We start from the raw sequence: 8,640 nt of genomic DNA, 5'->3' as shown, positions 1-8,640 counted from the left end.
GGAGAAGCCCGCGGCCGGCTTGGGTGCTGCGGGGGCGGGACGCGGACCCGGCTGTGCGGGGGCCGCGGGCTTCTCCGCCGCAGGCTTGGGGGTGACCGGCGCAGGCTTCGGCGCGGCAGGACGTGCTGCCGGGGTCGCCGGGGCCGATGCGGCCGGCTTGGCGGCGGCCGGCTTCGGCGCCGCGGGCTTGGCAGGGGAGGCCTTCTTGGCGGCGCCGCCGCCACCCGGACCCTGCAATGCGTCAGTCAATTTGCGTACAACGGGCGCCTCGATCGTCGAGGACGCCGAACGTACGAATTCACCGAGTTCTTGGAGCTTGGCCATGACGACCTTGCTCTCAACTCCGAACTCCTTGGCGAGTTCGTATACCCGGACCTTAGCCACTTCGCTCCTTTTAGGTCCGGGTTACGCCGGACCGTCGCTACTTCATGGGCGTACTCATCGCGTGCTCATCGAGTGCTCATCGCAATCTCGACCTACTTCCAACTCGCGGGGGTACCTGGACCGCACGGGGCTCCGTGCGGCACGTCTTCTTACGGTTGCGCCTGCTCGACATACCGGCGCAGGGCCGCGGTGTCGAGCGGTCCTTCGGCGCGCAGCGCCCTCGGAAACGCCCGGCGGCGGACCGCCGTGTCGATACAGACCAGGGCGGGGTGTACATACGCACCCCGGCCGGGCAGCGTACCGCGCGGGTCGGGGGCACATTCACCCTCGATCAACACGGTCCGCAGCAGATCGTGCTTGGCCGCTCGCTCCCGGCATCCCACACAGGTTCGCTCAGGGCAGGCTCGGGCGTGCGTCCGGCCAGACACCGTTAAGTCTACCTCCCCGCACCGACCTCACCCCTTTGGGGCAAGATTCGAATGGCTGCGCGCTTCAAATACGGCGCGATCTTTGCGCCGCTGCCGGGCTGCCGGCTCGTCCGGAGGCAGAGGCTGTAACGCCTCCGTGCCCCCTCGCCTATTCCCCTGACTGCTCCGTGTCCGGCCGGATGTCGATCCGCCAGCCGGTCAGGCGCGCGGCGAGGCGGGCGTTCTGGCCCTCCTTGCCGATGGCGAGCGAGAGCTGGTAGTCGGGGACGGTCACCCGGGCCGAACGGGCCGCCAGGTCCACGATCTCGACCTTGGAGACACGGGCCGGGGACAGCGCGTTGGCCACCATCTCGGCCGGGTCGTCCGACCAGTCCACGATGTCGATCTTCTCGCCGCCGAGCTCCGCCATGACCTGGCGCACGCGGCCGCCCATCGGGCCGATGCAGGCACCCTTGGCGTTCAGGCCGGAGCGCGTCGACCGTACGGCGATCTTCGTGCGGTGGCCGGCCTCGCGGGCGATCGCGGAGATCTCGACGCTGCCGTCGGCGATCTCCGGGACCTCGAGTGCGAAGAGCTTCTTGACCAGGTTCGGATGCGTACGCGAGAGCGTCACGGACGGACCGCGGACACCCTTGACGACCCGTACGACATAGGAGCGCAGGCGCTGGCCGTGCGGGTACTCCTCGCCGGGGACCTGCTCCTGCACCGGCAGGATGGCCTCCAGCTTGCCGATGTCGACCAGGACGTTCTTCGGGTCGCGGCCCTGCTGGACCACGCCCGTGACGATGTCGCCCTCACGGCCGGCGTACTCGCCGAGCGTCGCGTCGTCCTCGGCGTCGCGCAGCCGCTGCAGGATGACCTGCTTGGCGGTGGTCGCGGCGATCCGGCCGAAGCCCGAGGGGGTGTCGTCGAACTCGCGGGCCTCCTGGCCCTCCTCGAGGTCCTCGGCGTCTTCCTTCGCCCACACCGTCACATGGCCGGTGTTCTTGTCCAGCTCCACCCGCGCCCGGCGGCGGCTGCCTTCGGTGCGGTGGTAGGCGATCAGGAGGGCCGACTCGATCGCCTCGACGAGAAGGTCGAAGGAGATCTCCTTCTCCCGGACCAGACCCCGCAGGGCACTCATGTCGATGTCCACGGCTACGCCTCCTTCTTCGCGTCAGCATCAGCGTCGACGTCTGCGTCGTCGACATCCTTGTTCTTGCGGTTGAACTCGATCTCCACGCGCGCCTTGGCGACGGAGTCGAAGGAAAGACGGCGCGAGGTGGGCTTACGGCCCTTCACGCCCGGCACTTCGAGGTCCAGGCCCTCGTCGTCCACCTTCAGGATGCGGGCGATCAGCTCGCCGCCTTCGGTCAGCTGGAACTTCACCAGGCGGCCCGTGGCACGCACATAGTGGCGGTGCTCGGAGAGGGGACGGTCGGCGCCCGGGGAGGTGACCTCCAGGACGTACTCGCCATTGCCCATGGCGTCCGTCTCGTCCAGCTTCTCGGAGATCTCCCGGCTCAGCTCGGCACAGGTGTCCAGCTGTACGCCTTCGTCGGAGTCGACCACGACACGCAGCACACGACGCTTTCCGGCGGGAGTCACAGTGATCTCTTCGAGATCCAGATCCTTGGCGCCGACAAGCGGTTCAAGCAGACCGCGCAGCCTTTCGCTCTGGGTGGTGCTCATCCGGGTGACTCCTCGGCCGCGTGTGCTGTTGTGGGTTTCTCGCGTGTCAGGTCAAAGGGTATCCGGTCGCGGGAGGTGTTGCTGCCCACCGGTCGCCCGCCACCACCCCTCTGACGAGCGCTTCGCGCGCCCCCTCCACCTCGGGTGGCGGCACCCAGGAGCTGTTGGGGGCATGACCGGCGCCGTGGGGTGTCCCGCTCACCGGTCCCGAACCCTTGCGCGGGTACGGTGATCACTGCCTCGTACTCCGAGGAACCAACGCCCCCGCACCTTGACCGCCCCGAGGACGTCTGCCGTGCCGTACGACGAACCCCTCCCCCGGCCCGCCCGTACCGGGCCGCGCCGCAGGAGTCTGCTGACCGGGGCCGTGACGGCCGCGGGCGCCGCACTGCTCGCCGCCTGCTCGGACGACGGCTCGGACACCGGCTCGTCCGGTGCCGCGGGCCGCCGGCCGAGCGCCGCGCAGGTGCGGGCCACGATCGCCAAGGACAGCTCGGGACTGCTCGCCGAGTACGAGGCGGCGATCACCGCGCATCCCCGGCTCGCGGACCGGCTCGGGCCGCTGCGCGACAACGTACTGGCCCATGTGAAAGCGCTCGGCGGCGCACCGAAGGCGAGCCCGAGTCCCGCGCGGAGCGCGCCCGTTCAGGCACCGCTCGGCGAGAAGGTGACCCTGCGCCGCCTGGCCGACGCCGAACGGGCGCTCGCCGACAGTCGCCGCGGTGCGCTGGCCGATCTGCCCGGCGAGGACGCCAGGCTGCTCGCGTCGATCGCGGCCGCCGGAGACGTACACGCGTATCTGCTGAGTGAGGCGGGGCGATGAGCAGGAACGAGCTGAGCGGGACAGGGCGATGAGCGACAGCGACAAGACCGCGGAACTCGCCGCGTACCAGGCGGCCCTGCGGGCCGAGCACGCGGCGGTCTACGGGTACGGGGTCGTCGGCGGGCGGATCCGCGAAGGGCGCCGGGACGAGGCTCGGGCCGCGTACGACGCGCACCGTTCGCGGCGGGACGAGCTGCAGCGCACGCTGCGCGACCTCGGCGCCCTGCCGGAGCAGGCGGCGGCCGCCTACGCGCTGCCGTTCCCGGTGCCGGACTCGGCGGCGGCGACCCGGCTCGCGGCGGAACTCGAGGACAAGATCGCGGGCGTGTACGCCGATGTCGTACGGGCCACCGAAGGCGAACGCAGGCGGTCCGCGGCGGACGCGCTGCGCGAGGCGGCGGTCCGTGCGGTGCGGTGGCGCGGCGGCAGCGTAGCCTTCCCTGGTCTCGCGGAACGGTCGGTGCCGGCCGCGGGGGCCACGGCGACGAAGCCGCGGACTTAGTTCTCACAGGGGTAGGGGCGGCAAGGGGGCCGCTCGGCAAGTGCGCGTGGCAGGCCGCAGACTTGAGGGGCGGCCGCAGGCCGCACACAGCAGGGCGAAAGGACACACTGGCGCATGGCTTTCGAAGCGCCGACACGGCTGGTACGGGCGCTCGGCGAGAGCGTCCGGGAGGCCGACGACGGCTGGCTCGACGCACTGCCGCGGCTCCTGGAGACGGCCGTCTCCGAGGGCGGACTCACGGTGGAGCGGCTGCAGTTGCCGGGCGGCCGCTCGAGTCTGGTGGCGCTCGTACGCGACGCCGCAGGCACCCCCGCGGCGCTCAAGCTGGCGCCGCCCGGGTCGCGCCCGGCGGCCGAGGCCGCGGCGCTCGCGCACTGGGACGGGCACGGTGCGGCACGGCTGTTGAGCCCTGCCGACCAGGCCTCTTCCGGGATGCTCCTCGAACGTCTCCATGCCGATATGTCGGTACGTTCGCTGCCCGAGGCCAAGTCGATGCTGGAGGCGGCCGGAGCGCTGCGCCGGCTGTGGGTGGAGCCGCCGGCGTTCCCGTTCGAGACCGTCGCGGAGCGGACCGGGCGGCAGGCCGAGGCGATGCGCGCGTGCCTGACGCCGGGCGATCCGGTGGAGCCGCTGGTCACGGAGGCCCTCGCGGCCCGCGACGAGCTCCTCGCGACGCCGCCTCAGGAGCGGCTCCTGCACGGCACGTACCGGCAGAGCAAGGTGCTCTCGGCCGAGCGGCTGCCGTGGCTCGCGGTCGGGCCCGATCCGGTGGTCGGTGAGTGTGCCTTCGATCTGGCGCGGCTTGTGCGCGACCGGGTCGAGGACGTGGTCGGGTCGCCGTCGGGCTCGTCGATCACGCGGCGCCGCGTCAAGCGCCTCGCGGAATCCCTCGATGTGGACGCGACGCGACTGCGGGGCTGGACCCTGTTCCGGGCCGTGGAGTCCGGGGTGCGGGCCCGGCGGGTGGGCCGGGTGGCGGACTCGGAGCTTCTGCTGGAGTTCGCGGCCTGGTTGTAGGCGGCCCCCCACGTGCGGAGACAGTCCCCTCCCGCCCGGGGGCCGAAGCCCTTTCCAGGCTATCGGCGCCCACTGACAACGCCGTTGGGACAGACACAGGGCGGGCCTGAAGGAACGTTGTGCTCCTTCCAGGCCCGCCCTGTTGACGTTCTCTCGTGGCCCGGTGTCAGCCGACCAGTCGCGCCACGGCCTCCGCCACCGGAAGCTCCTCGCGCTCACCGGTGCGGCGGTCCTTGAGCTCGACGACGCCCTCGGCCGTACGACGGCCCGCCACCAGGATCTTGGGCACACCGATCAGCTCGGCGTCCGTGAACTTCACGCCCGGCGAGACGCCCGCGCGGTCGTCGACCAGGACCCGCAGACCCTTCTCCTTGAGCTGCTCGGAGACCTCGAGCGCCAGCTCGATCTGCGCGGCCTTGCCCGCGGCGACCACGTGCACGTCGGCGGGGGCGACCTCGGCGGCCCAGCACAGGCCCTTGTCGTCGGCCGACTGCTCGGCGAGCGCGGCGACGGCACGCGAGACGCCGATGCCGTACGAACCCATCGTCACGCGGACCGGCTTGCCGTTCTGGCCGAGGACATCGAGCTGGAAGGCGTCGGCGTACTTGCGGCCGAGCTGGAAGATGTGGCCGATCTCGATGGCACGGTCCAGCTTGAGGCCGGTGCCGCACGCGGGGCAGGGGTCGCCTTCCTGGACCACCACGACGTCGACGTAGCCGTCGACCTCGAAGTCACGGCCCGCGACGACGTTCTTCGCGTGCTTGCCCTCCTTGTTGGCACCCGTGATCCACGAGGTGCCGGGGGCGATGCGCGGGTCGGCGAGGTAGGTGACCTTCTCCAGGCCCTGCGGGCCGACATATCCCCGTACGAGATCGTCGCGGCCCTCGAAGTCCTCGGCCGTCACCAGCTCGACGGCCGCCGGCGCGAAGTGTGCCTCGACCTTGTCCATGTCGACCTCGCGGTCGCCCGGGACGCCGATGGCGACGATCTCGCCGTCGACCTTGACCAGGAGGTTCTTCAGGGTCGCGGAGGCCTCGACGCCGAGGTGGGCGGCGAGAGTCTCGATGGTCGGGGTGTCGGGGGTGTCCAGCTCCTCGACCGCGGGGACGCCGTCGGCGTCGACCGGCTTGAGCGGGTACGTGATCGCCTCGGTGTTCGCCGCGTAGTCGCAGTTCGGGCAGTCCGCGAAGGTGTCCTCGCCGGCCGCGGCCGGGGCCAGGAACTCCTCGGACTTGGAGCCGCCCATGGCACCGGCGGTCGCGGCGCAGATGCGGTAGTCCAGGCCCAGGCGCTCGAAGATCTTCTGGTACGCGGCGCGGTGCAGCGCGTACGACTCGGCGAGGCCCTCGTCGGCGGTGTCGAAGGAGTACGAGTCCTTCATCAGGAACTCGCGGCCGCGCAGCACACCGGCGCGGGGGCGGGCCTCGTCGCGGTACTTGGTCTGGATCTGGTAGAGGATGACCGGCAGGTCCTTGTAGGACGAGCACTGGTCCTTCACCAGCTGCGTGAAGATCTCCTCGTGCGTGGGGCCGAGCAGATAGTCGGCGCCCCTGCGGTCCTTGAGGCGGAACAGCTCGGCGCCGTACTCCTCCCAGCGGCCGGTCGCCTCGTAGGGCTCCTTGGGCAGGATGGCCGGGAGCAGCACCTCCTGGGCGCCGACGGCGTCCATCTCCTCGCGCACGATGCGCTCGACGTTGGAGAGCACCTTCAGACCGAGCGGCAGCCAGGACCAGACACCCGCGGCGGTGCGGCGGACGTAGCCGGCGCGGACGAGCAGCTTATGGCTCAGGACCTCGGCGTCCGCCGGGTCGTCGCGCAGTGTCTTGATCATCAATTTCGACATGCGCGTGACCTGGGCCATGGTTCTGCTCTCCTGCGGGTTTTTTCGTGGGTGTGCGTCGGAGGTTATGGGTGTGCCTCGGAGGTTATCCGGGCGCGGGGGGTCGGCGGTAATCCGTTTCGGGTTCACCGGTCCGCACAGTGAGCTCGCCGCGGCGTCCGCGCCTTCGCCGCGGTGTCCGCGCCTTCGCCTCGGTGTCAGTGCAGTGCGCTCGTCTCTTCGTCAGTGCGCTCGCCGCAGGGGCAGCGGGGCGCCCATCACCGCGTACGGCTTGGGGGCGCTGGGGAAGAGGACCTGGCGGGCCAGGTCCTCGTAGCCGAGGGAGCGGTACAGGCCGCGGGCCGGGCTCTCCCAGTCGATCGCCGAGAGGATCGAGCGGGGCTGGGCCGCCGCGTCGGTGATCGTGGTGATCAAGGTGCGGCCGATGCCCTGGTTCTGGTGGCCCGGGTCGACGTGGAGTTCGGTGATGACGAAGGAGTCGTCGAGCCAGAAGTCGAGGTCGCGGCTGCGCAGATACGGCTCGACCACGGTGGACCACCAGTGGCTGCGGTCGTTGGGCATGCCGTAGACGAAGCCGACCAGACGGTCGTCCGGAGTGGTCGCGCCGAGTGCTCTGGCACCGGGGTAGCCGAGGTGGCGCAGCACGATCTGCCGGCGTACCGCGATCTCGTCGTCGCTGAGTCCGAAGGCCCGGGCCTGCACGGCCAGCGCCTCGTCGACCCGCAGCGCGAGGTCGATGGCCCCGATCACGACGTCGTCTGTCATGCGGGAACCCTAACGCCCGGCGGGCGCGGTCAGAACAGCTTGTTGCTCGAAAGCCCGCTGCTGAGGGGCTGGTTCACGGGATGGTGCAGGGCCGGACAGGAGCTTGGTTCAGGAACTTGGTTCAGGAACTTGGTTCTGAAGCTTGGCTTGGTTCTGGAGCTTGGTTTGGTTCTGGAGCTTGGTTCAGAAGAGCACGCTCATGAAGGCGCCGACTTCCTGGAAGCCGACCCTGCGGTACGCGGCCCGTGCGGGGGCGTTGTAGTCGTTGACGTACAGGCTGACGACCGGTGCGACGTCGGCGAGCGCGTAGCGCAGGACCGCCGCCATGCCCGTGATGGACAGGCCGCGGCCGCGGTACGCGGGGTCGACCCAGACGCCCTGGATCTGGCAGGCGGTGGGCGTCGCGGCGCCGATCTCGGCCTTGAAGACGACCTTGCCATCCTCGATCCGGGCGAAGGCCCGTCCGGCGCCGACGAGTTCGGCGACGCGCGCCTGGTAGAGCAGTCCGCCGTCGCCGGCGAGCGGCGAGACGCCGACCTCCTCGGTGAACATGGCCACGCACGCCGGCATGATCACGTCCATTTCGTCCTTACGGATCCGGCGGACGTACGGGTCGGGGGTGATGTCCCCGGGCATGCGGTCCGTGACCATCAGGGGCTGGTGGCCGCGGACTTCGCGAGCCGGGCCCCAGCCGGGTTCGAGCAGCTTCCACAGGAGCGCCGTGGACTCGGCCGGGCCGACGATCGAGGAGCAGCGGCGGCCGGCCCTGCGGGCACGGTCGGCGAAGGCGCGTACGGCTTCGGGGCCCGCGCAGATGGGGACGAGGTTGGCGCCCGCGTAGCAGAGGGAGCGCAGCTTGCCGCCCTCGTACCAGCCCCACATCTCGCCGCCGAGGCGCCAGGGGTCGAGGCCGGCGGCCTGGACCCTGCTGGTGACGAAGGCGTTGTGGACGGGCTCGCGCTCCAGGATCTCGAGCGCGGCGTCGAGATCGCCGGGTTCGAGGACCCTGGTGGTGGTCTGGGTCAACACTGTTCGCGGAAGCCTCACCGTACGGGTTGCGGATCTCCGCACTGTACCTGGGCCGCTTGCGGGTTGCCCCTTGCGTTTCCGGCCCCGGTCGGGTGGGGCCTTGGGGCTCCCGCCCCTGGCTGCTCCGCCGCTCCGCGACGGGGTTCCGGCCGGGGCTGACGGCCCGGCTCCTCGGGCCACC

The 8,640-nt window shown here is 71.0% G+C and carries 10 protein-coding genes; 3 read left to right on the top strand and 7 right to left on the bottom strand.

The window, feature by feature from the left end; genetic code table 11:
* The 4 genes from ABT367_RS39490 to rimP all read right to left on the bottom strand — a co-directional run.
* Positions 1–384: translation initiation factor IF-2 N-terminal domain-containing protein (locus ABT367_RS39490; RefSeq protein ID WP_352258565.1), on the bottom strand; the 384-nt coding region annotated here is incomplete at its 3' end.
* Between the two features lie 149 nt (positions 385–533).
* Positions 534–812 (bottom strand): YlxR family protein, encoded by a 279-nt coding sequence (locus ABT367_RS39485; protein WP_093607858.1) that lies wholly within the window; start codon positions 810–812, stop codon positions 534–536.
* 148 nt (positions 813–960) lie between these two features.
* The gene (nusA, locus tag ABT367_RS39480; RefSeq protein ID WP_352258564.1) at positions 961–1,947 is read right to left on the bottom strand and encodes a transcription termination factor NusA; all 987 of its coding nucleotides are present in this window, start codon (positions 1,945–1,947) and stop codon (positions 961–963) included.
* A gap of 2 nt (positions 1,948–1,949) precedes the next feature.
* The gene (rimP, locus tag ABT367_RS39475) at positions 1,950–2,483 is read right to left on the bottom strand and encodes a ribosome maturation factor RimP (RefSeq protein WP_352258562.1); all 534 of its coding nucleotides are present in this window, start codon (positions 2,481–2,483) and stop codon (positions 1,950–1,952) included.
* Between the two features lie 295 nt (positions 2,484–2,778).
* Here rimP and ABT367_RS39470 point away from each other — a divergent pair, with 295 nt between their 5' ends.
* From ABT367_RS39470 to ABT367_RS39460, 3 genes are all read left to right on the top strand, one after another.
* A complete protein-coding gene (locus tag ABT367_RS39470; protein WP_352258560.1) occupies positions 2,779–3,306 on the top strand; it encodes a hypothetical protein in 528 nt (175 codons plus the stop codon).
* Between the two features lie 28 nt (positions 3,307–3,334).
* A complete protein-coding gene (locus tag ABT367_RS39465) occupies positions 3,335–3,808 on the top strand; it encodes a ferritin-like domain-containing protein (protein ID WP_165335931.1) in 474 nt (157 codons plus the stop codon).
* A 114-nt stretch (positions 3,809–3,922) separates the two neighbouring features.
* A complete protein-coding gene (locus tag ABT367_RS39460) occupies positions 3,923–4,825 on the top strand; it encodes an aminoglycoside phosphotransferase family protein (RefSeq protein WP_352258558.1) in 903 nt (300 codons plus the stop codon).
* Between the two features lie 166 nt (positions 4,826–4,991).
* Here the strand turns inward: ABT367_RS39460 and ABT367_RS39455 are convergent, their stop codons facing one another.
* From ABT367_RS39455 to ABT367_RS39445, 3 genes are all read right to left on the bottom strand, one after another.
* Positions 4,992–6,686 (bottom strand): proline--tRNA ligase, encoded by a 1,695-nt coding sequence (locus tag ABT367_RS39455; RefSeq protein WP_352258556.1) that lies wholly within the window; start codon positions 6,684–6,686, stop codon positions 4,992–4,994.
* Positions 6,687–6,887: 201 nt separating this feature from the next.
* Positions 6,888–7,430: a GNAT family N-acetyltransferase gene (locus tag ABT367_RS39450; protein WP_352258554.1), complete on the bottom strand. Its 543-nt coding sequence runs from the start codon at positions 7,428–7,430 to the stop codon at positions 6,888–6,890.
* 183 nt (positions 7,431–7,613) lie between these two features.
* Positions 7,614–8,459, bottom strand: a complete 846-nt coding sequence (locus tag ABT367_RS39445) for a GNAT family N-acetyltransferase (RefSeq protein WP_352258552.1) — start codon at positions 8,457–8,459, stop codon at positions 7,614–7,616.
* Between the last annotated feature and the right edge of the window lie 181 nt (positions 8,460–8,640).

The organism is Streptomyces mesophilus (genome assembly GCF_040300965.1).
In the GTDB taxonomy this organism is placed as follows: Bacteria; Actinomycetota; Actinomycetes; order Streptomycetales; family Streptomycetaceae; genus Streptomyces; species Streptomyces mesophilus_A.
Note: the sequence above shows the minus strand (reverse complement) of the source record. Positions and strands in the feature narration are given on the sequence as shown.